The sequence below is a fragment of the Amycolatopsis oliviviridis genome, from assembly GCF_014654365.1.
Taxonomy (GTDB): Bacteria; Actinomycetota; Actinomycetes; order Mycobacteriales; family Pseudonocardiaceae; genus Amycolatopsis; species Amycolatopsis oliviviridis.
On sequence record NZ_BNAY01000006.1, the window covers coordinates 357,142 to 382,134 of the forward strand.

A 24,993-nucleotide genomic window follows, 5' to 3' on the forward strand; every position below is an offset into this window, starting at 1 on the left:
GCCTCCGGTCTTCTACTCGACGGTGACCGACTTCGCCAGGTTACGCGGCTTGTCGACGTCGTACCCGCGCGTGCGGGCGATCTCGGCGGCCAGCACCTGCAACGGAACTGTGGAGACCAGCGGCTGCAGCAGCGTCGGGACGGCGGGGATCTCGATCAGCTCGTCGGCGAACGGGCGGACCGTCTCGTCGCCTTCCTCCGCGATCACGATCGTGCGGGCGCCACGCGCCTGGATCTCGCTGATGTTCGACACCAGCTTCGAGTGCAGCACCGCGCGGCCCTTGGGCGACGGCATCACCACGACGACGGGCAGGCCTTCTTCGATCAGCGCGATCGGGCCGTGCTTAAGCTCACCGGCCGCGAAGCCCTCGGCGTGCATGTACGCCAGTTCCTTGAGCTTCAGCGCGCCTTCGAGGGCGACCGGGAACCCGACGTGACGGCCGAGGAACAGCACGGCCTTCGAGTCGGCGATCCGGCGGCCGAGGTCGCGGACCTGGTCCACAGTGGACAGGACCTTCTGCACCGCGGCGGGCATGGCCTCGAGTTCGGCGAACTCGCGGGCGACCTCGTCCGGGTACTTGGTGCCGCGGGCCTGCGCGAGCGCCAGTCCGACCAGGTAGTTCGCCGCGATCTGCGCGAGGAACGCCTTGGTCGACGCGACACCGATCTCCGGACCGGCGTGCGTGTAGAGGACGGCGTCGGATTCACGCGGGATCTGCGCGCCGTTGGTGTTGCAGACGGCCAGGACGCGGGCCTTCTGCTCGCGCGCGTGGCGGACGGCTTCGAGGGTGTCCGCGGTCTCGCCGGACTGGGAGACGGCGACGACCAGGGTCGCGCGGTCCAGCACCGGGTCGCGGTAGCGGAACTCGCTGGCCAGTTCCACCTCGACCGGGAGGCGGCACCAGTGCTCGATCGCGTACTTGGCGACGAGGCCCGAGTGGTACGCGGAACCACAGGCGACGACGAAGACCTTGTCGACGTCACGCAGGTCCTGGTCGGAGATGCGCTGCTCGTCGAGGATGATCCGGCCGCCGTCGAAGTGGCCGCGCAGCGTGTTCGCCAGCGCTTCCGGCTGCTCGTCGATCTCCTTGAGCATGAAGTACTCGTGGCCGCCCTTTTCCGCGGCCGAGAGGTCCCAGTCGACGGTGAACGGCTTGGCCTGGGCGGCGTCGCCGTGGAAGTCGGTGACCTCGTATCCCCCGCGGGTGATCACGACGAGCTGGTCCTGACCGAGCTCGACCGCCTCGCGGGTGTGCTCGATGAACGCGGCGACGTCGGACGCGACGAAGTGCTCACCCTCGCCGACGCCGACGACCAGCGGCGAGGAACGGCGCGCGGCGACGATGGTGTCCGGCTGGTCGGCGATGGTCACGACCAGGGTGAACGCGCCTTCGAGGCGGCGGCAGACCGCGGCGACGCTGGCCGGGAAGTCGCCCTTCGTGTCGCCCTCGGTGTAGGCGCGGGAGATCAGATGAGCGGCGGTCTCGGAGTCGGTGTCGCTCGCCATCTCGACGTTGTCGGCCTCGAGCTCGGCGCGCAGGGCGGCGAAGTTCTCGATGATGCCGTTGTGCACGACGGCGACGCGCTGGGAGGCATCGCGGTGCGGGTGCGAGTTGCGGTCGACCGGGGCGCCGTGGGTCGCCCAGCGGGTGTGGCCCATCCCGGCGGTGCCGGCGAAGGCACCCCTGCCGACGGTGTCGAGCTGGGTCTCCAGGTTGGCCAGGCGGCCCGCCTTGCGCTCGACGTTCAGCGCGCCGGCGCCGTCCAGAACGGCGACGCCCGCAGAGTCATAGCCGCGGTACTCCATCCGGCGAAGCCCGCCGATGACGACGTCCAGGGCCGGGCGGTGTCCTACGTATCCCACGATTCCACACACGGCCACCAGCCTAACGACGGAAATTCGGCCCCTTCGCCCGGGCGGCCGCGTGCGCGTTTAGCGGGCTAAACGCGACGCGTGGGGCGGCGCGCGGGCCGGACGGGGGTGCGGGCAGTAAGGTCACGAGCATGGCCAGCAAGCCCAAGCAGCTGCTCGCGGAGCTGTCCCACCCAGGTCCGCACGAGGTGCTTCGCGGCAACCTCGCCCTGGTCGGACTGCCCGGTGTCGTGTTCACGCCCCGCTCGGGGCTCGGTCTGCCCGCGATCGCGTTCGGGCACGGCTGGCTGCAGCCCACCGGGAGCTACCGGCATCTGCTCCGGCACCTCGCGAGCTGGGGCATCGTCGCGGCCGCCCCGGCTACCCAGCGCGGACCGCTGCCGTCGCACCGGCTACTGGCCGGCGACCTGCTCACCACGCTCGACCTGATCACGACGGTCCGCCTCGGCCCGGACGGCATCAGCGTCGACCCGGCGAAACTCGGCCTGGCCGGGCACTCGACGGGCGGCGGCTCGGCGGTGTTGGCCGCCGCGCAGGCAGCCGAGAACGACGATCGGCCCCAGATCCGTGGCGTCGCGACCATCACCCCCGCGCAGACGCTGCCGCCCGCGACGGTGTCGGCCCGCTCGGTGACCGTGCCCGGTCTGCATCTAGCGGCCGGCGAAGACCTGGTCGCGCCGCCGGTCGGGCATGCCGAGGCCATCGCGGACGCGTGGGGCGGGCCGGTCCAGCTGCGGACGCTCGGGAAGTCGTCGCACCTCGGCGTCACCGAGGGCAGGCACTGGAGCCAGCTGCTGCTGCACGGGAAGCCGCACCGCGGGACCCAGCAGCTCACGAGGGCGCTGTTCACCGCCTTCTTCCTCACGCACCTGACGGGGACGACGAAGTACCAGCCCCTGCTGGACGCCGACGTCAAGCGGGCCCCGATCGCGGTCGCCGACGACCCCGCCGCCTGACCGGAGCGCGTTTCGCGGGCTAACCGCGATCTCCCTGGGCCAGGGCGATCCGGCACCGGATCACGTTTAGCCCGCGAAAGTCGCACGCCCGCCGGAGCGCGATTAGGGGGCGAAAGTCGACGCGGGGCCGGGCGGGCGAAGGGGGCGAAAGAGAAGGGCCCGGCTCTGGTGAGCCGGGCCCTGAAGTGCGGTGAAGCGGTCAGTCGACCATCCACGAGTTGTTCGAGAAGTCGTCGTCGTCGAAGCCCTTGTCATCCCTGGCGTGACGACCCCGGCGACGCGCCGGCGTACCGGGAGCTTCAGGAGCCGCCGCACCCGGAGTGGGCGTCGGCGCCGCGGCGGGCGGGACGTCCACCGTCGCCGGCATCCCGGGCACACCGGGCGCGACCGGGAGAGGCGGCGGAGGAGCAGGCCGCGAAGCGTCGGCCCCCTGACGGGCACCGAACTCCGCGAACCGGGCGTCCGGCTTGTCGTCGTCCTCGATGTCGAAGCCGATCGTGTGGTTCCGGTCGGCGGTCGTCTTGCCGGTCAGCCAGCCGCCCGCCTCCTTGCTCCGCTTCCCCAGTTCCTGCATGTGGGCGGCGTACTTGTCGTGGACGGCGGCGTCCTTCTGCATGGTTTCCATCGCCTGCGCCTTGGCGTCGGCGAGGTGCCGCTCCCGCAGCCCGCGCTGCTCCAACTGCTCTGTGATGGCGGCGTCCTGCCTGGACATGGCGGCCGCCAGCCGGTCAACAGCGCTCATCGGTCCTCCCTCGTTCCCCGGCTACCGATCATCGCTCGTAGCTGATCGAGCGGTCGCCGCCCTCGTCGTCGAGCGACCCGCTGATCCGGCCGCCCGCGCCACTGGTCTCGAAAATGCCACCCTCGACGCGGTATTGGCTCGACCCGCGCTGCGTGTCACCCCCGCCGCCACCGGCCGCGCCGCCCATGGCGCCCATTCCACCCATCATGCCGCCCATCCCGGCGGACGAGCTACCGGCGCCCGCACTCGCACCCGCGGGCGCCGGGTCCATCCCACCGGGAGCCGCCCCGAGACCGGCGTCAGCCCCGGCCGGCTGCGCGCCGCCCCCGGACTGCATCCCCGCCTCCAGCGAACCGGCTTCGTTCAGCGACCCAGACGAGCCACCTTCGCCGACGCCGCCGAGCGCGCCTTCGAAGCTGCCACCGCCTCCGCCACCGCTGGCCGTCGGCACGGTGCCCTCGCCACCCGCACCCGCCGCGACACCACCGGAAGCGTCCGCGGACGCCCCTGCGGTCCCTTCGGCACCGACGCCGACCTCGACGCCACCCGGAGCGCTGAAGCCGCTGCCGCCACCGCCGCCGGGAGCCAGACCGTCGGCCGGGGCGGGCATGGTGCGGACCTCTTCGGGCTTGCCGGGCTGCGGGTTGCCGGGATTCCGGTCGTCGAGACCGTTCTTGATCTCGTCCTTGTCGATGACGTCGCCGGGCTTGAGTTCCTTCTTCTCACCCTTTTCGTCGAGGGTGTACGTGGTCGGCTCGCCCTTGCCGTCGTCGACGGTCACCACGGTCGGGCCGTTGGGACCGTCCGGCTGCTCGGCGGTGATCTTGAGGTTGCCGTCCTGGATGTGGATCTTGCCGTCCGGACCGGGCCGGTAGACGCCGTCCTTGCCGGGCTCGCCTTCCTTGACCGCGCCCTGCGGCCCGAAGTCGCCGTCCTTGCCCTTGCCGTCCTTGCCCTCTTCGCCGGGCTTGCCGTCTTCGCCCTTGGGGTCGTCGAAGTCGAGCTTGTAGTCCTTCTCGTTGCCCTTGCCGTCGTCGACCTTGATGTCCATCTTGCCGTCTTTGTCCGGCTCGGACATTTCGATCTTGTTGTCGCCCTTTTGGACGGTCATGGTGTCCTGACCGTCGATGCCGTCCTTGATCGCCTCACCCGTCGCCGGGTCGATCGGGTACGGCTTGCCGGTCTCGGGGTCCAGTTCGAGCGGCTTCCCGGTGACCGGGTTCGTGCCCTCGGCGGGCTTGTCCTCCGGTTTCGGCGCCTCGGGGACCGAAGCGGCCGGCGGCGTGCTGGCACCGCCACCACTTCCGCTGCCACCACCGCTCCCGCTTCCGCCGCCCCCGTTGCTCCCGCCGCCGTTGTTCCCGCCGCCGTTGTCGTTGCCCTTGCCCTTGCCGTCGTCGGCGGGTGGCTTCTCGGACCCGGCCGCGGGGAACGGGTTCGTGTAGTCCTCCATGAACCGCGAAAGCTCGTGATACTGCGAGTTGATCGTGTCGTTCGCGTTCTTGCAAAGCTTCTTGAAGTTTTCGTATCGCTCGCCGAATTCCTTGGCGAACGACCCCTTGAGCCACTGCTTGGCGGCCCCGATCGCGTAGTCCTTGTTCTCGTCGTTCAGGTCGCAGTCGTCGGAACGCAGCCGTGAAGCGAGGTTGTTGCCCGGACACGCGGAGTCGAGCCAGTACGCGACGTCCATGAGCTTTTCTTTGGAATCGACCTTGCCGTTCGCGATTTCGACGACCTGCTTCGCGACATACAGCGGCGCCGTGGCGACCTTGTCGACACGCAGTTTCAGCGTCTCGTCGACCTTGAGCTTCAGCGCGCTGTAGATCTTGTCGATGGTCGAAGGCACCAACTTGATCGCGCCGTCCATCTGCGCGACGAGTTCCTGCGCGTCGGGCTGGATCCGCTGCTCGTACTTGACCTTCGCGGCCGTCGCGCCCTGGCCCTTCCAGTCGTGGAAGAGCGTGGTCAGCGCCGAAGTCGCGTCGGTCCGGGTCTGCTCGACGACCTTCTTCGCGTCGGTCAGGTCTTCGACCTCGTCGAACATCGCCTGGAAGTTGATCTCGCGGTTCTCGTTGAACCGGTCCCAGATGTCGGTCTTGTAATTGATGTCGGACGGTTTCTCCGGCATCTTGTTCCAGACCTGATCACTCCACTCGGAGAAGAAGTCCAGCGCGGGATTCCCGAGGTCGAGCACCTGGTCGGATTTGGTCGTGGAACCACCCGCGGCGGGCCGGGCCATCGAGTCGAGGTCCTTGTCCGCCTTGTCGGCGGCGGCCTTCTGCTTCTTGTCCGCGGCCGAGTTCGCGTCGCGCTCGGCCATGGCCTTCTCGACCGCGGCGTCGCCACCGAAGAGCAGCGCGTCCTTGGTGCCCTGCGTGATGTACGGGTCCTTGAGCAGCGCCTGCCGCTGTTCCCACGTGTACTTGCTCATTGCGTCCCCGCCTTGTTGGCAGCCGCGGCGTTCGCCTGGTCGGATGAGGTGTAGCGGGTCGACGCGGTACTGACCCCACCGGCGAGCTGAGTGAGCTGGCCCGCGTAGCCCTTCATCGCGTCGGAAATGGCGAGGATTCCGGCGGCGTAGCCCTTTTGGTAGTCCTTGTGCACGCGGCCGAAGTCCGCGGGCTGGACCTGGGTCGGCCCGACTTTCCCCGCCTCGGACGTCGTGTGCTGAGCCGCGCGATCCAACGACGTCGACGCCGTGAGCATCGCCTCTGAATCGGCTTTGTAGCCCCCGTCCGGCATGACCGGTGCCCCCTTCGTCCCGCTGTATCCGCCTCGTTGTCCTACCTACGACGCACGCCGACGGCATCGGGTGCCGTCGCATATGCACACAGAATGTACCCACCGGTCATCGAAGCCGCAGGAACATTCACACCTTTGCTAACTCAAACGATTCCGGCGCAAGAAGCCTGGTAGACCGCGTTTTCGCGGTTTCGCGCCCGCTTCGATCGCCTCGGCGAGGACGGTCGCCGCGCCCCGGATGTCGACCAGGCGGTCCAGCTCGTCCAGGTCGATGTCGATGCCGAACTCCACCTCGACCGTCGCCAGGAGCCGGACCCGGCGCCGGGAGTCGACGCCCATCTCGGCGAAGGGCGTGTTCTCGTCGATGGTGTCCGGATCGACGTCGAAGGTCTCGCAGACGAGGGCTTTGATCTCGTCGACGTACTCGCTCCCGTCAGCTGCCATGGGGGGATTCTGTCCCATCCGCCGTCCAATACCGCGTTCTGGCCGCGGAACGCGCGACCTTTCCGCTGGAGGTCCGCGGGAGCCCGCCGGGTTTCACCAGAAAGAAGGCACGGAGGCGCACGTCGTGCCGCTCGGCGACGGCGCGGGTGGCGGCCCGCGCGATCTCGGCTTCGTCGAAGTCAGGGGCCTTCCGGGCGCGCTCGGCGACCACGACGACGCCCTCCCCTTCGTCACCGTCGACCGCGAAGGCGGCGACCCGCTCGGGCCCGAGGAGAGAGTGGGCGGCGGCGACCGTCTCTTCGATGTCGTGGGGGCTGTGGTTGCGGCCGTCGATGATGATCAGGTCCTTGAGGCGCCCAGTCACGGAGAGCCTGCCGTTCCGGATCGTGCCCAGGTCCCCGGTGCGGAGCCAGCCGCCTTCGCCGTCGAGTTCGGCGTCGAACACCTCGGCGGTCAGCTCCGGACGCCGCCAGTACCCGGCCGCCACGTTGGGCCCCTTGACCCAGATCTCCCCCGCGTCGACTTTAGCGGGCAAACCGTGATCCGGCGCCGGAGCGACTTTAGCGGGCAAACCGTGATCCGGCGCCGGGACGACGCGGACCCGCTGCCCCCGGGGCCAGCCGATCTCGACGACCTCGCGGCCGTCCACTTCGGTCACCACCGGGCCGCCGGAATCGCCGCTGGCGACGTAGACCGTCGCCTCGGCCAGACCGTAGGACGGCCGGAACGCGCCCCTCGGAAAGCCGTGGGGTTCGTACGCGGCGAGGAACTCCCGGACGGTCGCCGCCCGCACCGGCTCACTGCCGCTGAGCGCGATCGACACTGTCGAGAGGTCGTACTCGGCGCGCTTCGCCTCGGGCACGGCCTCGGTCACCAGGTCGTACGCGAAGTTCGGGGCGGCGGTGAGCGTGTTCGGATACGCCGACATCAGCAGCAGCCAGCGCTCCGGGCGCCGGATGAACTCCAGCGGCGCGATGAACACCGTCCGGCCGCCGGAGTGCATCGTCCCCGCGACCAGTTGCGCCAGCCCCATGTCGTGGAAGAACGGGATCCAGCCGACGCACGTGGTGTGCGCGCCGACGTCGTAGGCGTCGCAGATCTGCCAGCACGCGGCCGACAGCGCCCGATGCGTGATGATGACGCCGGCGGGCGATCGCGTCGTGCCGGAGGTGTACTGCAGGTAGGCGGGGTCTTCGGGCGAGACCGGCGAGGGCAGTGAGCGGTCCGCCGGGTCCAGCGGCAAGGTGTCGACGGCGACGATCTCGCGGGGAGCAGGAACCGGCTCGGCCTCGGCGAACTCCGTCAGCCGCTCGACCAGGGCCGCCGACGTCAGCCAGATGTCGGCGTCGCAGTCGTTGAGGACCCCGACCAGCCGCTCTCGGTGAGCACGGACGTCCGGAGCGGACAGTGGCACCGCGACAGCCCCGGCGTACAGCGCGCCGAAGAACGCGACGACGTACGAGAGGTCCTGTCGCGCCGTGATCGCGACGCGGTCTCCCGGCTGGATCACCTCGCGCAGCTTCGCCGCGACGGCACGGACGTGGACGAGAAGCTCGGCCCAGGTCAGCGTGTCCTCGACGGGTTCGTGCCGGTTCGAGCAATCGAGGTGCGTGTACGCCGGGCGATCGACGTCGGCGCGTTCGAGCAGACGGTGCACGAGCGGGGTCCGCAGCACTTCGTCGGGCACTTCTTTTGTGGACACGGGCACATCCTCCGGCCGCGGCATGGGCATCATACGAGCGTGGACGACTTCTTCGTGCTGGACGACCCGGCGGACCGCGTCAAGGCCCTGCGCGACCGCGAGCTCAGCTCGAACCCGGGTGGTGCCGCCGCCGAGACCCCGAACCTCCTGCTGATGGACGGCGCGGACCACCGGCGGCTGCGCGCGGTCGTCAAGGAGGTCATCGCCCTGGTGGAGCCCCTGCCGGACGCCGTGCTCGCCGACCTGCGCGTCACGATTAGGGGGCTAAAGTCGCGTGCGCGGTTCGACCTGGTGGCCGATTTCGCCAGGCCGGCGGCGGCCAGGGTGACGGAGGCGGTGCTCGGCACGGTCGAGCCCCTCGGCGAGAAGCTGCTGACGAACCTCACGGAGACCGCCGCGAACCTGGACGTCTGGTCGGGCGGTCCGGGCGGCGCCGACACCGCCGCGATCCGGGTCGCGATGTTCTTCCTCAAGGCGAAGGCCGTCGAAGGCGGCGGGCTGGCACTGCTCCGCGAAGCGCACGAAGCGGGCCGCATCACCGAAGACGAGCTCATGATCACGCCGGTGATGCTCGCCCACGCGGCGTACGAGAACTCCATGAACTTCCTCGCCCTCGCAGGTCTCGAACTCCTACGCCGTCCAGACGTCCTCGACGACGTACGCGGCCTGATCCACGAAGTCGCCCCGACCCGCTTCGCCGCACGCCGCGTGATCGCGCCGTTCTCCTTGGCGGGCAAGGACTTCGCGACCGGGGACAAACTGGCCATCCCGCTGGGCCCCGGCGCCGAACTCGCGTTCGGCCTCGGGCGGCACACCTGTCCCGGCTCGCGGGTCGCGGTCACCGAAGGCGAAGTGGCGCTTCGCGCGCTCGCCGAGATCCTGACTCCCGACCACGTCGCCGAAGACGTGCGGTACAAGACGCACGCCGTCTTCCACGGCGTCGAACGGGCCATCGTGGCGCTGCGGACCTGACCGCTCAGGTCGCCAGCCAGTCGGTGTTCGCGAAATCGTCGTCGCCCCGGGCGGCCGCGCGACGATGCCGCCCTGTGGGACGTTCCTCCGGAACCGGCGCCGGAGGCGGCGGGGGTGGCGGGGGCTGCGACGGCACGGCCGGAGCAGGCGGACGGAACGAGACCGGCGGCTCCTCCGCCGTGCGGTACCCGGCGCGGCGCTCGTTCTCGGTCTCGTCCTCCTCGAACCCGAAGTCGCCGTCGTCCTCGACCTTGTCGGCAAGGGTCGACTCGGTCGCCCAGCCGCCCGCGGCCTCCGCCCGCCGTTTCTGCTCCATCCGCGCGGTCAGCGCCGCGCTCGTCTCCTGCTTGAGCTTGTCGCCCGCGGCCTGGGTCTCCTCGATCGCCTTGGCCGCCCGGTTGTCGACCAGGTACATCCGGTCGCCGTTCTCGCGCTCCAGCCCGGCCAGCTTGTGCCGGAGTCTGGCGAGATCCTCCTCAGGATTCACTGATCCCCTCCCGTGACCGCTAACGGAAGCCGATGACGCCGTCGTCGTCGAGCGAGCCGCTGATCCGGCTGCCCGTCGTCGTCGCGGTGTCGAAAAGGCCGCCGTCGACCCGGTATCCGCTGGACGTGCGCTGCTGGTCTTCCCCGGACCCCTGCCCGCCGGCCGCACCGCCGCCCATCATGCCCATACCGCCCATCATTCCCGCTCCGGCCCCGGCCGGGTCCTGGGCGCCCCCTCCGGGAGCGGCACCGAGCCCGGACGGCGCCGAGGGAGCGGCCGCGCCGCCACCGGCCCCGGCGGGATCCGACGTGTCACCGAGACCGTTGTCCCCGCCGTCGAGCGGGTTGCCCAGTGACTGGGCCGTCGTCGCTTCGGAAGGACCGTCGGCCGACGCCGCCACCGGTTCGACCGGGTGTACGGGTGCCGAAGCGGGTGCTCCACCACCGGTGCCACCGGACGTCGTTTCGTGCGGACCGGCGGCCTGTTCGGCGTGCTGGCGCGCGACGTCTTCGACCGGCCGGGCCGCGACGTTTTCCGCGGCATGCCGTGGTGCCGCCTGCGGCGTGGACTCCGGGCTCGCGTGACGGCCGCCCGCGGGCTGCGCCTCCTCACCCAGCGTGTACTTCGACGGATGCCCAGACCCGTCGTCGACGGTCACGAGCGTCGGCCCGTCGGGACCGCCCGGCCGTTCCGCGGTGATCTTGAGACCGCCGTCCTCGATGTGGATCTTGCCATCGGGGCCTGGCTGATAGGTCTGCCCGTGGCTCGCCGTGGGACGCGAGGCCGCCTGCTGGTCCAGCCGCTCGGCGGTGTCCTTGTGGACGGGTCCGCCCGCCGCGTCGCCGGTCCCGGGCGCGGCCTTGCCGTCGCCGAAATCGAGGTCGTAGTCCTTGGCCTGACCGTTGGCGTCCTGGACGGAGATCCCCATCTTCCCGTCGGCGCCCGGCTCGGCCATGGAGATCTTGCGATCACCCTGCTCGACCGTCACCGTCTCGGGCCGGGTGCCGTCGGTGTCGCTCTTGATCGCCTCGCCCGTACGCGGGTCGATCGGATACGGCTCCCCGGTGGCCGGGTCGATGTCGAGCGGCTTGTCCGTGACCGGGTTCTTCTCCTGCCCCGGCGCTTCCGGCGTTTCGGGCTTCTCCGGCTGCTTGTATTCGACGGCGCTCGGCGGCGGCTGCACACCGCCACCCGCCGATTTCCCGCCTCCACCGGAGGACGGACCGCCGCCTCCGCTGCCGGTGTCCTTGCCGCCGCCCCCCTTCTCGACGGGCTTTTCGCCGCCCGTCTCCGGGGTCTTGCCCAAGTCCGCGAACGGATTCTCGACCACCTGGCCGAGCGAATCGAAGTACGCCTTCCACGCGCCGTTGATCGCGTCGCGGGTGTTCTTGCACACCAGCTGGAAGTTCTCGATGTGCTTGCCGAACCAGCCGAGGAAGACGTCCTTCAGCCAGGCCACCGCCTGAGGTTTGATGACCTCGTCGATGGTGCTCTGGTCGATGTCACCCCAGTCGTCGTTGTAGGCGTTCTTGGCGTCGATGCTCAGGAATTTGATGCAGTGGATGATGTCGTTCTGGCTGCACGAGCCGTCGGCGATGCGGATGATCCGCTCGATGTCCTGCGCCGTGGCGTCGCCGACCTTGTCGGTGTACCACTTCTGCAGCCAGTCGACCTTCTCGCGGCAGAACTTGCCCACCGAGGCGTTGGTCCGCAGAAGCCCGTCACCGGCGGCTTTGAAGGCCTCGGCGACCAGACCGGTCTTGTCCGAGTAGGCCTTCTGATAGGCACGCGCCTGATCGGCCGCGGCGCCTTCCCAGGTGCCGAGCGAGTTCCCCAGCTTCCCGGCGACGTCCTGCGCCGAACCGGCGACGGCCGTGCCGACCGCGGTCAACTCGTCCGCGCTCGCTTTGAACAGGTTGAACGGGATGTTGTCCTGCTCGTGGTACAGCCGCTGGAGTTCGCCGAGCGCGACGGCCGCCCCGCCGCCCGCCAGGCCCAGCGCTCGGACATAGAGCGGGTGGAAGATCTCGTAGACCTTGAACCCCGACAAGCCGGGAACCATGATGTCGTTCGAATTCGCGCAGCCCGGGTCGGTCTCGGTGGCGCGACCGGCGATCTCCTGGGATTTCGCCGCGTCCTTGTTCAGGGTGTCGCGATCGCCCTGACGTCCGGCGGCCTGGTTCGCGTCGTACTTCTCGTGCGCGGCCTTGTAGGACTTCTTGACCTCGTCGATCGGCGCGTAATTGTCGTTGAGGTCGCTCTCGGTGATCCAGTCACCGTTCATCGACTTGACGTAGTCCCGGAAGCCGTTCCGATCGGCCTCGCTGGCGAAACCGCAGCTTTCCGGGCTCTCGTCCTCGATGTAGTCGAGGTAGTTGAGGGCGAGTTCGCGTTTGGTGTCGCGGTCGATGTTCGGGTCGTTGAGGATCTTCTCGACTTCGGCCCGGCTGGGAATGTCGTGCCCGGTGTTCCCGCCGACATCTGCGAGGCCCATCAGTGCTTCCTCATCTCGGCGGCGTTGGCGTCCTCATTGGACTGATAAAGGTCCTTGGACGCCGCGAGTTTGCGGCCGAACTCGTCCGACGCCGCGAGGTAGCTCCGTGCGCACTTCGCCATGCGCTGGATGCTCGCGGAGTAGCCGGTGAAGCAGTCTCCGTGCGCCGGCCCGAAACTCGCCGCGCTCAGATTGATCTGTTCGACCGCCCCGATCGGCCCTTCACAGGCCTGCTTGGGCAGGTCCTGCAACACCTTCGCGGCCTCGTTCAGCTGCGCCGGATCGACTTTGTGCCCTTTACCCGCCACCGTCACCCTCCCCTAGGTATCCGCACACGGAATGTACCGGGCCGGTAACCCGTGCGCAGCGACTTGGGAAGATCGTGAGGGGGCTTACGAGGCGGAGGAGACGACTCCCGCGAGCCTGTCGGCGGCCGCCTGTGCGGTGTCGTGCGCGGGGGCCTCGACCATGACGCGGACCAGCTGCTCGGTGCCCGACGGGCGCAGCAGGACACGGCCTTCGTCGCCGAGTTCGGCCTCGACTGCGCCGACGGCGTCGCGGACCGCGGCCGAGACGGCGACCGCCGCCTTGTCCGCCACGGGGACGTTCACCAGCACCTGCGGCAGGCGGTTCATGACGGCGGCGAGGTCGGCGAGCGACTTGCCGGTCGACGCCATGCGGCTCATCACGCGCAGCGCGGTGAGGAGACCGTCGCCGGTGGTCGCGTAGGCGGGGAGGACGACGTGGCCCGACTGCTCGCCACCGAGCGCGAACCCGCTCGCGCGGAGCTCTTCGAGGACGTAACGGTCACCGACGGCGGTGGTGACGAGGTTGATGTCGTGCGCACGCATCGCCAGGTGCAGGCCGAGGTTGCTCATCACGGTCGCGACCAGGGTGTTCTTGGTCAGCTCGCCGGTCTCGGCGAGGGCGAGCGCGAGGACGGCCATGATCTGGTCGCCGTCGATGAGCTCGCCCGAGGCGTCGACCGCGACACAGCGGTCGGCGTCACCGTCGTGGGCGATGCCGAGGTCGGCGCCGTGCTCGACGACGGCCGCGCGCAACGCGTCCGGGTGATTCGACCCACAGTGCTCGTTGATGTTGACGCCGTCCGGGTCGGCGTGGATCGCGATGACCTCGGCGCCGGCCTTGCGGTAGACCTCGGGGGCGGCGAAGGACGACGCGCCGTTGGCGCAGTCGACGACGACACGCAGGCCCGCGAGCGGGTGCGGGGTGGCCGACAGCAGGTGCTGGATGTAGCGGTCACCCGCGTCGGGGACGTCCTTGACGCGGCCGACGCCGATCCCGGTCGGGCGGGTGACGGGAGCGGCGAGACCGGCCTCGATCTCGTCCTCGATCCCGTCGGGAAGCTTGTGGCCGCCCGCGGCGAAGAGCTTGATGCCGTTGTCGGGCATGGGGTTGTGGGAGGCGGAGATCATCACGCCGAGATCCGCTTCGAGCGCGCCGACCAGGTACGCGACGGCGGGCGTCGGAAGGACGCCGAGGCGGAGCACGTCGGCGCCGGCGGAGGTGAGACCCGCCACGACGGCGGCTTCGAGCATCTCGCCGCTGGCCCGCGGGTCACGGCCGACGACCGCGACCGGACGGTGCGAACGGTCGTGGGCGGCGAGGACGCGCGCGGCGCTGGCGGCGAGCGAGAGCGCCAGCTCCGGGGTCAGTTCCTCGTTGGCGAGGCCACGTACGCCGTCGGTACCGAATAGACGAGCCATCTGTCGACCTCCTTGAAAAACCACCACGACAACCTAGCCAGTCTCCCCGCCTGCCTCCCCGCGCCCCCGGTTTCGCGTTTAGCGGGCTAAACGCGACGCGCGCGACTTTAGCGGGCTAAACGTGACACGGGTGGGGCGCATGTGACGGATGTGGCGGGTGGGACTGGGGCGAGTGGGGACCCGAAGGGACCCCGGAAACACGGAAGCGCCCATCCGAGAGACGGATGGGCGCTTCCGCGGGTTGCGCCAGAGGCGCGATCAGCGCTTGCTGTACTGCGGAGCCTTACGGGCCTTCTTGAGGCCGTACTTCTTCCGCTCCGTGGCGCGGGCGTCACGGGTCAGGAAGCCGGCCTTCTTCAGGGCCGGGCGGTCGTCGGCGTCGACCTCGACGAGCGCACGGGCGATCGCGAGACGCAGCGCGCCTGCCTGGCCCGAGATCCCGCCACCGTGCAGGTTGGCGAAGATGTCGAACGAGTCGGGCTTGTCGACCGTCACCAGCGGCTCACGGATGAGCTGCTGGTGCACCTTGTTCGGGAAGTACTCTTCGAGCGTCCGGCCGTTGAGCTTGAACTCACCGGTACCGGGAACGACGCGCACCCGCACGACGGCTTCCTTGCGGCGGCCGACGGTCTGGGCGTTGCCACCGGCGGCACGCGAGGGGCGCGGCGCGGCGGGGGTCTCGCTGGTCGCGACGGCGTCGCCGACCGGAGCGGTCTCCGTGGCCGCGACGGCCTCGGTCACGGTCTCCTCGGTGCTGGTCACAGACTGTTCCTCACTCACTGCGCGACCTGCGCGATCTTGGTGATCTCGCGCGCCTGCGGCTGCTGCGCGGCGTGCGGGTGCTCGGCGCCGGCGTAGACCTTGAGCTTCTTCGCCTGGGCGCGGCCGAGCTTGTTCTTCGGGAGCATGCCCTTGACGACCTTCTCGAGCAGGTGCTCGGGCTTGGTGTCGAGCAGTTCGCCGAAGGAGCGCTTCCGCAGACCGCCGGGGTAACCGCTGTGCCGGTACGCGAACTTCTGCTCGCGCTTGTTTCCGGTGAGCGCAACCTTCTCGGCGTTGACGATGATGACGAAGTCACCGGTGTCCACGTGCGGGGCGTAGGTCGGCTTGTGCTTGCCGCGCAGCAGCGTGGCGACCTCGGTCGCGAGCCGGCCGAGCACGACATCCTCGGCGTCGATCACGTGCCAGGCACGAGTGACGTCGCCGGGCTTGGGGCTGTACGTGGGCAAGGGTCTACCTCGTCGTCAACATTGCGTGTGGGTTCTGTGCGGGCCTAGCGCTTACGCGCCGCAGCGCACAACGACATATGAAGATACCCCCACGCCCGACCCTACTGCGAAGCGGGGGTCGGTCCGGGGTCCCATACTAGGACCGGCGCCCGGCGGGCGCCCCGCAACTGTACCTCGCCGGTGTGGCGGAACCGCCCACGGCATCGTCGTTCGCGGGAGAGGATGAGACGATCCGGACGCGCACCGCGCGCGGGGACTCGATCAGGGGAACGGCGATGAACAAACGGCCAACGACCATCTTGTGCGTGCTGGGCGCCGTGCTGGCGCTCACCACAGCCTGCGGCCAGGCGCGTGCGGGCACCGCCGTGCCGAAGGGCGACGACGCGGCGACCTACGTCGGCGCGAAGTTCGAAACGGCGATGAACAAGCTGCAGGACACCATCGGCGACCAGCGCGACGTCACCAGCGAATCGGGCGCCTACTTCCGGTTCGACGAGAAGTACGTCCGCAGCACGATCTCCTCGGCCCGCACCGGTTCCCCGGAAGCCCGGGTCAGCCGTCAGCGCTCCCAGAAGAACCCGGACGACAGCATCGACTGGTACACCCCGGCCGACGGGCCCGTCGAGTACGTGTACCTCGGGCCCGCCTACAAGAGCCTCGCCCCGACGCCGTGGGTCTCGATGCTGAAGTCCGAGGTCGGGCTGACGATTCCCTGCGCCTGGGTCGGGATCATCACCGCCTGCAAGATGGCCGACGCGATCGCCGTGTCCTACAACGCGGACAAGAAGGTCGTGAAGGGCGCCAAAAGCCTTCCGGACAAGCGGATCGAACTGACCGCCGACGTCCCGTTCGGCAAGTTCATCGAACGGCGGGTCGAGGTCCTGCCGCCGTCGATCAGCGGCGCGATCACGGACGAGATGAAGAAGGCGCCGGTGCTGACCACCGTCTCGCTCAACCCGGACGGGACACTGAACCAGATATTGATGGAGGCGAAGATCGAGGGCGGCGGGCACAAGGTCGAGCTGCGCTACGACTTCCGCTTCACCGGCAAGGCGACCACGCAGGACCTGCCGAAGCTGCCGGACGCCTCGCAGATCACCGTGCTGCCGGACAAGGCGGCCAAGGACGACTTCAACCGCCGGTTCAACGAGTTGAAGGGCGTCTGAGCATGACCGACCAGCAGCCTCAGCAACCCCAGCAGCCGCAGCAGTGGTGGCAGCCGCCCGCGAATCCCGCGAACCAGCAACAGGGCTGGCAGCAGGAGAGCCAGGCCACCGGACCGCATTCCGGGCAGTGGCAGCAAAACGATCCCAATGCCGCGACCACCGGTTCCTACACGGGACAGTGGCAGCAGACCGGCCAGCCCGGCGTCACCGGCTCGTTCTCCGGGCCCTGGCAGCAAAACGCGGCCCCGGCGCCGGGTACGGCGTGGCAGCAGCCTCAGCAACCGCAGCAACCGCAGCAGCAGCCGCCCGCGCCGCAGCAGGATTGGCAGGCACAGCAACAGAATCCGCCGCAAGGGCAGTACGGCGGCGGGTTCCAGCCCGCGCAACCCGCCCAGTCGTCGCAGTACGGCGGGCTCGGCGCTTTCGGCGCCGAACCCGCGAAGAAGCCGAAGGTTTCCAAGAAGACCTTGCTGATCGGCGGGATCGCCGCGGCTGTCGTGGTCGCGGGCGGCGTCGGGGCGTGGCTGCTGGGCGCGTTCGCGGGCGACAGCCTCGACCAGAAGTCGGTCCAGGACGGGGTCGCCCGGGTGCTCAACGAGCACTACGGGGAACCGGACGTGAAGAACGTGACGTGCCCGTCCGGTCAGCCGGTGGAGAACGGCACCACCTTCGATTGCACGATCGACCTTTCGGGACAGCAGAAGAAGGTCACCGTCCGAGTGCTGAACACCACCCCGGAATTCGAGGTCGGCGCACCGCACTGACCTGGATGCGAAAAAGCCGCGGCGGGAGTTCCCGTCGCGGCTTTTCCTTTGCCGCAAACGAAACGGCGGGCTCGGCATCCGAAGATGCCTGCCCGCCGTTGCTCGTTCGGAGCGTGAGACTCAGAACAGGCCGGTGACGCCCTGCTCCGTGGCCTGGTAGCCGTCGGCCAGCTGCGGCAGCACGCCGGCGACCTGCGCGAGGAGCTGCTTGAGCTCGTCGAACTTGTTGTCCCACTCCTGCTGCGCGGCCAGGTACGCGGTCTGCGCGTCACCCTGCCAGGTGTTGACCAGCGGAGCGAGGTCGCTCTTCAGCTGACTGAACAGGGACTCCAGCTCGCCGCCGGTGTTCCTGCAGTCGTCGGCCGCCGTGTGGATCGTGGCGTAATCGACCTTCATCTCAGCCATGATTTCCTCCAGAATTCAAAGAAAAGTTTTGGGGTGTCGGAACAGGTGGAGCAGATCAGCCGAGGACGCCGAAGCCCTTGTTGACCGAGTTGATCAGTTCCTGCTGCTGCTGCTCGGAAGCGTTGTACTTCGAACCGGCCTGCTCGAGCAGTTCAGCGATGTTCTGGAGAGCCCGGTTGAGCCCCTGGCCCGCCTCGTTGTAGCGCTTCATCACGTTGTTGAACGCGACCGACGCGTCGCCGGTCCAGCCCGCGCGGGTGGCCTCGATGTTGTCGCGAAGCTTGGCCAGGTTCTGGTCCATCGCAACGCGAACCTCGGTCACCCGCTTCTCGGACTGGGTGAACTGTTCGACGCTTCCCTGAAAGCCGCCAGCCATGGGAGCTACCCCCTTCGTTCGTGGTTTATCCGTACTTGGTGAAGTTCGTTTGGTACGGACCTACGACGGAGACACTGCCACGTCTGGTTCCCTCTTGTCGCTCCTTGGTTTCAAGTAGTTGCTTGCGTTAACGCTCCCGGCGGGAACCGCCTGTGAAATCCCGCCGGGCACGCGATGATTCATGCGAAGAAAAGGGCTTTCACCAGGGGATTTCGCAAGTGCACAGTGATCGCTCAATCGACGCGGCGCATGATTCGCGACTGCGAAAAGTCCTCATCGTCGTCACTCACACGTGGCCGTCTGGCCACCGGTTCTGGCCGAAAGGGAACCAACTCCGCCGCCGAGGGCAACGCGGGAACCGGAAGACCGGCGCCCGCGCGGAACCGTTTCGCTGCGTTCCGCAGGACGCTCGGGGTCGGCGCTATCTCGCCACCGGCGAGCCGTCCCTTGCCGAATTGCTTCGCCAGTTCGGCGTTCTCGCCGCGGCGTCGTTCGTACCGGGCCTTGGCCGTACGGGCGACCTGTCTGGCATAGGTGACCGCGTCGCGTCCTGTTCGCGCGAAGTGTTCGGCGGGGGTCTCGGATTCGGGTGGCATGCGCCTCCCCCTTCAGTTGACGACCGCCATCGTTTTGACGACCTGTTCACAGGCCGCGCTCACCCGCTGTTCGAGCGGTGAGCCGGTGCCGTACTGGCACCCGATGTGGACGCGGATCTTTCCCTGGGCGACGACGTACCAGTCGACGCGTGCCTTCGGCTTGGTCTCGCGGTAGTAGACGACGGTCTTGCCGGCGTAGTTCGCGGAGCCGTTGAAGCCACTGTATTTCTTGTCCGGGTCGCTTTCCGCGCTGGTGCTGAGTTCGGTGACGAGTTTCTGTCTGTCGACCGTGGCGTCGTAGTCCATCACGTACTCCTGGGCGACCACGAGGTCGTCCCCTTCGAGGGACTCGTTCGGATGGATCACCACCTGACGCTTGGCGACGCGGTCGTCGGTCTGTGTCCAGTCCAGCGGTGCGGAGAAGCGGTAGTCGTACTGGGCGAGCGTCCGGCCCTCCGGCTCGGCCTCCCCGCTGTTGACCGCGAAGAGGACACCGCCGACGACAGCCGCCACGGCGACCGCGGCCGCCGCGATGATCCAGGGCGTCTTCTTGCTCTTCCCGCCCCGCTCGGCGGGCTTGGTGTCGCGGGCGGGCTCACCCGGCCGCCACGGCGGCGGTGCCATGCCCTGCTGACCCATCGGGGGCGACGGCGGCCCCTGCTGCCGCGTCGCGTTTAGGGGGCTGAACGCGCTCTGCGGCGGTGGGGGCGGGGCGGGCTGCTGGGGGCCCGGAGGGAACGGGGGGCGTCGCTCGGCGGGAGCCGGTGCCGGTGCGCCGACCCGGGAGACCGCGGAGCCCGCCAGCGAGCCCGTCCGGTCCGGGTCGATCAGCACCGCGCGCAGGGCGCCGCGGGCGACCACGGTCTCCGGCTGGTCCAGCGTGGTGGGCACGACGCCGGTCCGCTCGTGCACCAGCCGGGACACCATCGGGATCCGGCTGGACCCGCCCACCAGGAAGATCGCCGTGAGCTGCTTGGGCCGCAGCCCGGAATCGTTGATCGCACCCACGGTCAGCTCGACCGCGCGGCCGAGCGGGCCCGCGATGAGCCGCTCCAGGTCCTCCCGCGTCACGTGCGCGTCGGCGAACGGCGGAGGCATCGGGACGTCGGTGTACGCGTGCCGGGACAGCGTCTCCTTCGCGCCGCGCACGTCCTGCCGCAGTACGCGGCGCCGTCGGCGATCGGTGAGTTCGCGGCCTTCGACCAGCTTCCGCCATTCCGGCGGATCGACGGACGACACCAGCGAACCCACGTGCTCCAGGAGCGCCTGATCGACGTCCGCGCCACCGAAGCTCGGATCCCCCCGGGTGGCCAGCACCTGGAACCCGGCGCGTTTAGCGGGCAAACTGCGGTCCGCCGGGCTGCCGGGCATGCGCTGGACCACGGAGACGTCGACGGTGCCGCCGCCGAGGTCGAGGACCGCGAGGGCGTCGCCGGGGCGGCCGCTGAACTCGACGGTGCGCTCGGAGTTGAGGTCGGCCGGGGCGAACGTCGCGGCGTGATAGACCGCCGCGGCGACCGGCTCCGGCACGAGGGCGACCTGACGCGCGAGCCCGCCCGCGGCCTGCCGGAGCAGGCGGGTCCGGGTCGCGCCCCAATCGGCCGGGTGGGTCAGGACGAGCAGTTCGACCTCGGCGTCACCGGCGAGCCGGCGCGCCTCGGTGACCGCGCGTTTCAGCACGGCGTGGACGACGTCGGTCACGCGGAGGACGTTGTCGCCCAGCAGCAGGTCGCCTTCGTCGATCCGGCGCTTCGGGTTCGGCTCGTAGCGCGACGGGTCCACCGCCGCCTGCCGTTCCGCCTCCTGGCCGACGAACAGCGTCCCGTCCGGCGCGGCGTAGACCGCCGACGACATCAGCGGCTGTCCGTCCACCACGACGACCTGCGGTTCGCGGCCGTTGATCGAAGCGACTACGCAGGTGCTCGATGTCCCGAAGTCCACCGCTACCCGCACAGTCACCAGCAACTCCCGCAGATCGTCGTCATCACCCCGAGCCCGGCCCGTCCCTCACCTGGTTCCGCGGGAGGTCAGTCCGGCTGGATCCACGAGACCTGCATGAGCTGTTTGCCGTGCTTCCGGGTGACGAGGTTGCCTCGGCCCGGCGGCATCTGGCTCGGCTTCACGTTGGCGACGAGGTTGCCCTCGTCCCGTGAGCCGTTCATGACCATACCGGGCGCCGCGATCTCCCTGAGCTTGCCGAGGATCGGGTCGAACATCGCCCGGCTCGCGCCACCGCTGCGGCGCACGACGATCATGTGCAGACCGACGTCCTTCGCCTGCGCGAGGAACTCGGCGAGCGGCTTCAGCGGGTTGCTCGTCTGCGTGGCGACCAGGTCGTAGTCGTCGACGATGATGAACAGTTCCGGGCCGGTCCACCAGGAGCGGGTCTTCAGCTGCTCCTGGGTGACGTCCGGGCCGGGGAGCCGCCGGGTCATCGACCCGTGCACGTCCTTGACCATGCTGTCCAGCTGCGCGGCGGACACCGCGTAGCCGAGCAGCTGGTCGCCGCCGATGAAGCCGAGCATCGTGCGCCGGTAGTCGACGAGGATGACGACCGCTTCCTGCGTCGTGTACCGCTCGGTGATACCCCGGGTGATCTGGCGCAGCAGGTTCGTCTTGCCCGACTCGCCGTCCGCGAACGCGTAGAAGTGCGAATCGGCGGCGAAGTCGAGGTAGATCGGCTGGAGGTCTTCCTCGTTGACGCCGATCGGCACCAGCTTCGTGGCGCGCTTGGAGTCGATGGACAGGACCTCGTCGTAGGTGACCATCTCCGGCAGCAGGCGGACCTGCGGCGCCGGGCGGCCCCGCCACGCGGCCTTGATCTTCGCCACCGCGTCGGCGACACCGGCGGCGACGTCGTCCGGGTTGCTCGATCCGTCGATCCGCGGAAGACCGGTCAGCAGGTGCAGCTTGTCCCTGGTCAGCCCGCGGCCGGGGCGACCGGACGGGACGTTCACCGCGACCCGGCGGTCGATGTCCGACTCGCTCGGGTCACCGAGGCGCAGCTCGAACCGGGTACCGATCATGTCCTTGATCGCCGGGCGGATGTCCGCCCACCGGTTCGCCGCGATGATGACGTGCACGCCGTAGGAAAGACCCTGGGTGGCGAGCTTGGTGATCGAGGTCTCCAGCTCGTCGAAGTCGTCCCGCAGCGCCTTCCAGTTGTCGACGATCAGGAACGCGTCACCGAAGGCGTCTTCCTCGGGCTTGATCTCGCCGCGCCGCTTGCGGTTGCGGAACTCGTTCATCGAGTCGATGCCCATGGCACCGAACCGGCCTTCCCGCTCGGTGAGCAGGGTGGTCAGCTCGGCCACGATCCGGCGGGCCTTGTCCGGCTCGCGCCGGGCGACGGCGACGCCACCGACGTGCGGCAGGCCCTGGAGACCGGCCAACGTACCGCCACCGAGGTCGAGCGCGTAGAACTGCGCTTCCTCGGGGGTGTGGGTCAACGCCATCGACATGATCAGTGTCCGGAGCATGGTCGACTTGCCCGACTGCGGACCGCCGACGATGACACCGTGCCCGGCGCCACCGGAGAAGTCGGCCCACAGGAGGTCACGACGCTGCTCGTACGGGCGGTCGACGATGCCCATCGGCACCTGCAGCCGTCCGTTGCCGAAGAACCCGACCGGGGAAAGACCGCGGTCGTCGGTGGGGTTCAGGTTCGGCAGGAGGGTGTCGAGCGAGTTCGGCTCCTTGAGCGGCGGCAGCCAGACCTCGTGCGCGGGCGGGCCCTGGCCGATCAGCCGGGACACGATCACGTCGAGCTCGCTGGGCTCGACGGCCTCCTCCGACTTGGCCTCCTCCACCGGGGCAGCCTCGATCTGCTGCGGCTCCGGTTCCTTCGGCAGTTCGACGAAGTCCGGGACGAACAGCTGCGGGCGCTTGTCGGCGCGGACCACGGTCGCGACCGGGCCCGCCGCCTTGATGCCCGCGGGCCGGTACGGGCCCGAGACGTACGAGGCCTTGAAGCGGACCAGCGTCGAGGTGTCGTACTTGAGGTAACCGCCACCGGGGACGGACGGCAGCTCGAACGCGTCGGGCACGCCGATCGCGGCCCGGGATTCCGCGGCGGAGAAGGTCTTCAGACCGATGCGGTAGGAAAGGTGCGAGTCGAGACCGCGCAGCTTGCCCTCTTCCAGTCGCTGCGACGCGAGGAGCATGTGCATCTGCAGCGACCGGCCCAGGCGGCCGATGGCGACGAACAGGTCGATGAAGTCCGGTTTCGCGGCCAGCAGTTCGGAGAACTCGTCACAGACGATGAAGAGCGCGGGCAGCGGGTCGAGGTCGGCGCCGTTCTCGCGCGCTTTCTCGTACTCCCAGACGTTCTTGAAGTTACCGCCGTTCTTGAGCGCTTCCTGGCGGCGGTTCATCTCACCGGCCAGCGCGTCCTTCATCCGGTCGACCAGCGTTACCTCGTCCGCGAGGTTGGTGATGACCGCGGAAACGTGCGGGGCGGCGTCCAGCCCGAGGAACGTCGCACCACCCTTGAAGTCGACGAGGACGAAGTTCAGCGTGCTCGACGAGTGCGTGGCGAGCATGCCCAGCACCAGGGTGCGGAGGAACTCGGACTTACCGGAACCGGTCGCCCCGATGCACAGGCCGTGCGGGCCCATGCCCTCCATCGCGGCTTCCTTGATGTCCAGCTCGACCGGCTGGCCGTACTCGCCGACGCCGAACGGGACGCGGTAGCGGTCTCGCACCGGGCGCGGCCGCCAGGCCTGCTGGACGTCGAAGGTCATCGGGTCGCCGGGGATGCCCAGCAGTTCGAGCAGACCGGGGTTGGACAGCAGCGGCTCTTCCTCGGCGGCGTCCTGCGCGGCGGTGCCGACGCGGTACGGGGCGAGGAGCCGGGCCAGCGCTTCGGCCTCGACGACGCTGAGCGTGTCCGGGCGGCCGAACCACTCGACGCCGCCCGCGCTGCGCGCGCCGAGACGGTCTTCCTCGACGACCAGCCGCAGACCGCGACGGGCCGCGAGGTTGCCGATGGAGTCGGAAAGGTCGATCAGGGTGACGCCGACCAGACCCTCTTCGAGGATGATCTGCTCTTCGCGGGTGACCTCGGCGTCGTCGACGATGATGACGATGTGCGGCTGGTCCGGGGCGGGCGTCGCGTTGCGGGAGAACCGCTGGCGGTCACGGAGTTCTTCGTCGAGCCACTGCTCGATCTGCGCGAGGGAACCGGCCATCATCCGCAGCTGGCCGATGCCGTCGGCGAGCGCCGGGTGCTGGGCGTGCGGCAGCCACTTCGCCCACTCCCACTCCTCCTTGGCACGGCCCGCTGTCGCGACCGCGATGAGGACGTCGTCGGGGCTGTGGAAGGTGACCAGCTGGGCCAGCATCGCCCGGGTCAGGCCGCGGGTGAGACCGCGGTCGCCCTGCATGCTGACCGCGGCGAACCCGCGGAGGGTGATCTGGGTCGGCAGGTCCGGGACGATCGAGTGCGCGCGGACGAACCGGCGCAGGGCCAGCGTGGCGATCGGCTCCAGTTCGTCGACCGGGCCGGTCTGCGGCGGCACGAGCCGCGTCGCGAGACGGTGCGAGCTGCGGCCGACGCGGAGGTGGAGGAAGTCCTGGTCGTTCTGGCGGCGCTCCCACATGCGGCGGCTCGCGGCCAGCGACCACATCGTCTGCGGGTCGGGGTGGACCCACTCGAGCGCGGCGCGCTGGTCGACCATGGCCTCGCGGGCCCTGTCGCGCATCTGGCCGAGGTAGCGCAGGTAGTCCTTGCGGTCCTCGTCCATCTCGGCTTTCTTGGCGCCGCCGCCCTTGCCCGCGCCGCCGGCCATCATGCCGACGGTGCTGAGCACCATCATGCCGCCCATCATCATCATCATGGGATTGCGTCCACCGGTGGTGAACATGAAGACCATCATCCCGAGGGAAGCGACGATCATCACCGCCGGGAGCAGCTTCATGACGATGTTGCCCGGGATGGTGCGCGGCACCTCAGGCGGCGGTTCGAGATGCACCTCGCCGCCCGGCGGCCGCGGCGCCGCCAGACGCGGTGACTTCTTGAACTGCAGCGTGCTCATCGAAGGACCCCTCTTCAAACTCGACGATGGCGGCCACCGTTGGTGCGCGTACGGGTGCGCGAGACAACCTATCGAACGTGGCCGGTGAAATCCGGACAACGCCGAGAACGGCCCCGGCCGGGACCATACGCATGCCGGAAGTGTAGGGCTCCGGCTCCGCCGACGTGCGTTTAGCGGCCTGACCGCGATCCGGCGGCCAGACGCCCGACGTGCGTTTAGCCCCCTAATCGCGATCCGGTGGTCGCGGAGCACCCGAGATACTTAGGCTCGCTACGCGTCACGGT

General features: G+C 69.3%; 21 protein-coding genes. 4 read left to right on the top strand and 17 right to left on the bottom strand.

What is annotated here, in order from left to right:
- Positions 1-12 precede the first annotated feature (12 nt).
- The gene (gene glmS / locus IE302_RS26920) at positions 13-1,875 is read right to left on the bottom strand and encodes a glutamine--fructose-6-phosphate transaminase (isomerizing) (RefSeq protein ID WP_191257242.1); all 1,863 of its coding nucleotides are present in this window, start codon (positions 1,873-1,875) and stop codon (positions 13-15) included.
- A 128-nt stretch (positions 1,876-2,003) separates the two neighbouring features.
- Here glmS and IE302_RS26925 point away from each other — a divergent pair, with 128 nt between their 5' ends.
- Complete coding sequence (locus IE302_RS26925) at positions 2,004-2,828, top strand: dienelactone hydrolase family protein (protein WP_191257243.1); 825 nt, start codon at positions 2,004-2,006, stop codon at positions 2,826-2,828.
- A 199-nt stretch (positions 2,829-3,027) separates the two neighbouring features.
- Here IE302_RS26925 and IE302_RS26930 read toward each other — a convergent pair whose 3' ends face one another.
- The 5 genes from IE302_RS26930 to IE302_RS26950 all read right to left on the bottom strand — a co-directional run bounded on the left by IE302_RS26930 (position 3,028) and on the right by IE302_RS26950 (position 8,482).
- Positions 3,028-3,570, bottom strand: coding sequence for a hypothetical protein (locus tag IE302_RS26930; RefSeq protein WP_191257244.1), 543 nt, complete (start codon positions 3,568-3,570; stop codon positions 3,028-3,030).
- A gap of 28 nt (positions 3,571-3,598) precedes the next feature.
- The gene (locus tag IE302_RS26935) at positions 3,599-6,001 is read right to left on the bottom strand and encodes a WXG100 family type VII secretion target (RefSeq protein ID WP_191257245.1); all 2,403 of its coding nucleotides are present in this window, start codon (positions 5,999-6,001) and stop codon (positions 3,599-3,601) included.
- Complete coding sequence (locus IE302_RS26940; RefSeq protein ID WP_191257246.1) at positions 5,998-6,312, bottom strand: hypothetical protein; 315 nt, start codon at positions 6,310-6,312, stop codon at positions 5,998-6,000. The genes IE302_RS26935 and IE302_RS26940 overlap by 4 nt, the downstream gene beginning before the upstream one ends.
- A 138-nt stretch (positions 6,313-6,450) precedes the next feature.
- Positions 6,451-6,756: an acyl carrier protein gene (locus IE302_RS26945; RefSeq protein ID WP_229907950.1), complete on the bottom strand. Its 306-nt coding sequence runs from the start codon at positions 6,754-6,756 to the stop codon at positions 6,451-6,453.
- Complete coding sequence (locus IE302_RS26950; protein WP_191257402.1) at positions 6,746-8,482, bottom strand: fatty acyl-AMP ligase; 1,737 nt, start codon at positions 8,480-8,482, stop codon at positions 6,746-6,748. Before IE302_RS26950 ends, IE302_RS26945 begins: the two co-directional genes overlap by 11 nt.
- Positions 8,483-8,497: 15 nt before the next feature.
- On the opposite strand from IE302_RS26950, the gene IE302_RS26955 reads away from it, so the two are divergent.
- Positions 8,498-9,430 (top strand): cytochrome P450 family protein, encoded by a 933-nt coding sequence (locus IE302_RS26955; RefSeq protein ID WP_191257248.1) that lies wholly within the window; start codon positions 8,498-8,500, stop codon positions 9,428-9,430.
- A gap of 4 nt (positions 9,431-9,434) precedes the next feature.
- Here the strand turns inward: IE302_RS26955 and IE302_RS26960 are convergent, their stop codons facing one another.
- From IE302_RS26960 to rplM, 6 genes are all read right to left on the bottom strand, one after another.
- Positions 9,435-9,917 (bottom strand): hypothetical protein, encoded by a 483-nt coding sequence (locus tag IE302_RS26960; RefSeq protein ID WP_191257249.1) that lies wholly within the window; start codon positions 9,915-9,917, stop codon positions 9,435-9,437.
- A gap of 19 nt (positions 9,918-9,936) precedes the next feature.
- Positions 9,937-12,411 carry a hypothetical protein gene (locus IE302_RS26965; protein ID WP_191257250.1) on the bottom strand — a complete coding sequence of 825 codons (2,475 nt, stop codon included), beginning with the start codon at positions 12,409-12,411 and terminating at the stop codon, positions 9,937-9,939.
- Positions 12,411-12,725, bottom strand: coding sequence for a type VII secretion target (locus IE302_RS26970; RefSeq protein WP_229907951.1), 315 nt, complete (start codon positions 12,723-12,725; stop codon positions 12,411-12,413). The genes IE302_RS26965 and IE302_RS26970 overlap by 1 nt, the downstream gene beginning before the upstream one ends.
- A 78-nt stretch (positions 12,726-12,803) precedes the next feature.
- Complete coding sequence (gene glmM / locus IE302_RS26975; RefSeq protein WP_191257251.1) at positions 12,804-14,138, bottom strand: phosphoglucosamine mutase; 1,335 nt, start codon at positions 14,136-14,138, stop codon at positions 12,804-12,806.
- Between the two features lie 258 nt (positions 14,139-14,396).
- Positions 14,397-14,900: a 30S ribosomal protein S9 gene (rpsI, locus tag IE302_RS26980; protein WP_005166834.1), complete on the bottom strand. Its 504-nt coding sequence runs from the start codon at positions 14,898-14,900 to the stop codon at positions 14,397-14,399.
- Positions 14,901-14,914: 14 nt separating this feature from the next.
- Entirely contained in the window at positions 14,915-15,367 is a 453-nt protein-coding gene (gene rplM, locus IE302_RS26985) for a 50S ribosomal protein L13 (RefSeq protein ID WP_005166833.1), read from the bottom strand.
- Between the two features lie 275 nt (positions 15,368-15,642).
- Here rplM and IE302_RS26990 point away from each other — a divergent pair, with 275 nt between their 5' ends.
- Both IE302_RS26990 and IE302_RS26995 read left to right on the top strand, forming a co-directional pair.
- A complete protein-coding gene (locus IE302_RS26990) occupies positions 15,643-16,533 on the top strand; it encodes a hypothetical protein (protein ID WP_191257252.1) in 891 nt (296 codons plus the stop codon).
- A 2-nt stretch (positions 16,534-16,535) separates the two neighbouring features.
- Complete coding sequence (locus tag IE302_RS26995) at positions 16,536-17,297, top strand: DUF4333 domain-containing protein (protein WP_191257253.1); 762 nt, start codon at positions 16,536-16,538, stop codon at positions 17,295-17,297.
- A 120-nt stretch (positions 17,298-17,417) separates the two neighbouring features.
- On the opposite strand, the gene IE302_RS27000 is transcribed toward IE302_RS26995, so the two are convergent.
- From IE302_RS27000 to eccCa, 5 genes are all read right to left on the bottom strand, one after another.
- The gene (locus IE302_RS27000) at positions 17,418-17,702 is read right to left on the bottom strand and encodes a WXG100 family type VII secretion target (RefSeq protein WP_191257254.1); all 285 of its coding nucleotides are present in this window, start codon (positions 17,700-17,702) and stop codon (positions 17,418-17,420) included.
- 55 nt (positions 17,703-17,757) lie between these two features.
- Positions 17,758-18,078 (bottom strand): WXG100 family type VII secretion target, encoded by a 321-nt coding sequence (locus IE302_RS27005; RefSeq protein ID WP_191257255.1) that lies wholly within the window; start codon positions 18,076-18,078, stop codon positions 17,758-17,760.
- A 233-nt stretch (positions 18,079-18,311) separates the two neighbouring features.
- A complete protein-coding gene (locus IE302_RS27010) occupies positions 18,312-18,674 on the bottom strand; it encodes a hypothetical protein (RefSeq protein ID WP_191257256.1) in 363 nt (120 codons plus the stop codon).
- A gap of 12 nt (positions 18,675-18,686) precedes the next feature.
- Positions 18,687-20,633, bottom strand: a complete 1,947-nt coding sequence (locus IE302_RS27015) for a type VII secretion-associated protein (RefSeq protein WP_191257257.1) — start codon at positions 20,631-20,633, stop codon at positions 18,687-18,689.
- Between the two features lie 68 nt (positions 20,634-20,701).
- Positions 20,702-24,709: a type VII secretion protein EccCa gene (gene eccCa, locus IE302_RS27020; protein ID WP_191257258.1), complete on the bottom strand. Its 4,008-nt coding sequence runs from the start codon at positions 24,707-24,709 to the stop codon at positions 20,702-20,704.
- Positions 24,710-24,993 lie beyond the last annotated feature (284 nt).